This is a genomic window from Mycobacterium sp. IS-3022 (assembly GCF_001500065.1).
In the GTDB taxonomy this organism is placed as follows: domain Bacteria; phylum Actinomycetota; class Actinomycetes; order Mycobacteriales; family Mycobacteriaceae; genus Mycobacterium.
Genome location: NZ_LQIN01000039.1, coordinates 1 through 1,226, shown reverse-complemented (window position 1 = coordinate 1,226; position 1,226 = coordinate 1). Strand labels below are relative to the sequence as shown.

1 protein-coding gene is annotated in these 1,226 nt (G+C 63.5%); it reads right to left on the bottom strand.

Features of this window, described 5'->3' with window-relative positions; all coding sequences use genetic code 11:
* Positions 1 to 1,178: IS481 family transposase (locus tag AU188_RS18875; RefSeq protein ID WP_059165044.1), on the bottom strand; the 1,178-nt coding region annotated here is incomplete at its 3' end.
* Positions 1,179 to 1,226: the final 48 nt, after the last annotated feature.

The following is a 1,226-nucleotide window of genomic DNA, read 5'->3' as shown; positions in this document are numbered from 1 at the left end:
TTTTTCTTTGGTCGGCCGCAGGGCACGTTTCGGGGTTGGTAGTCCCTGGTCGGGTCGATGGTTAGCTCGCGGATCAGTTCTCCGGTGGAGGCGTTGATGATCCGGACGTCGAGGTCTTGAACGAGCATCAGAACGTGGGTTCGGGCGTGGGTTCGGCCGACGCCGATGTGGTGCAGGCGGCCGGCCAGGCGCAGGGTGAGGCTGCCGGTGTCATCGACGCGGTCGCGGCGCACCCGGTCGTGGGTGTCGGTGCGTTTGCCGGGTTGGGCTTTGGGTCGGGCGCCGTAGGCGGTCGCGGGGGTCGCTTTGTGTGGTAGGGCGCGGTGCGGATGGTGGTGGTTGTATTCGGCGACGAAGGTGTCGAGTTGTGCTTGCAGGTCGGCAAGTGTGGCGGCGCGAGGTTGGCGTGTCAGCCAGCGTTTGAGGGTTTGGTGGAAGCGTTCGACCTTGCCGCAGGTGGTTGGGTGATTGGGTGTGGAGTTGATCTGTCGCACGCCGAGGCGGTGTAGCTCGACTTCAAGCTGGTTGCGTCCGCCTTTGCCGCCGGATAGGCGGGTGGTGAAGACCATGCCGTTGTCGGTCAATGTTGATGCTGGAATGCCATGGGCAGCATAGGTTTTGCCGAACGTATCGAAGACGATGACGCCGGTGATGCGGCGGTGTGCAGTGACCGAGAGCGCGTAGCGGGAGTGGTCGTCGATCCAGCACAGGATCTCGACATGGGTTTGGTCGGCCAGCCACCAGTGGGTGAAGTCGGCTTGCCAGCGTTCGTTGGGCAGATCGGCGGCAAAGCGGATGTAGGAGGATTTGGGCCGTTTCTTGGGTGCGGGGGTGATCAAACCGGCCGCGCGAAGGTACCGGATGATCGACGGTGTCGACACCGTTAAGCCGTGGTGGTGGCGCAGGTGCCAGGCGATGGTTTCCGGGCCGTTGTCCAGCCCGTTGCTGGTCAGCTTTTCACGCAGCTCGACAATCAGATCGATGCTCGACTGCGGTAGCCGGGTCGGAGTGGTGTGTGGTCGGCGCGAGCGCGGCTCGAACGCGGCGTCGCCTTCGCAGTGATAACGCGCTACGAGTCGGCTGATCCAGCCCTGCGATAACCCGTACTCGCGAGCCACAGCAGATTGGCTGCGGCCCTCGACGACGACAGCGGTGATGACCAGGCGAGCCTTCGACATCCACTGACCGTCACCACCGTCACGCTATTCCGATGTCTTGACACACCC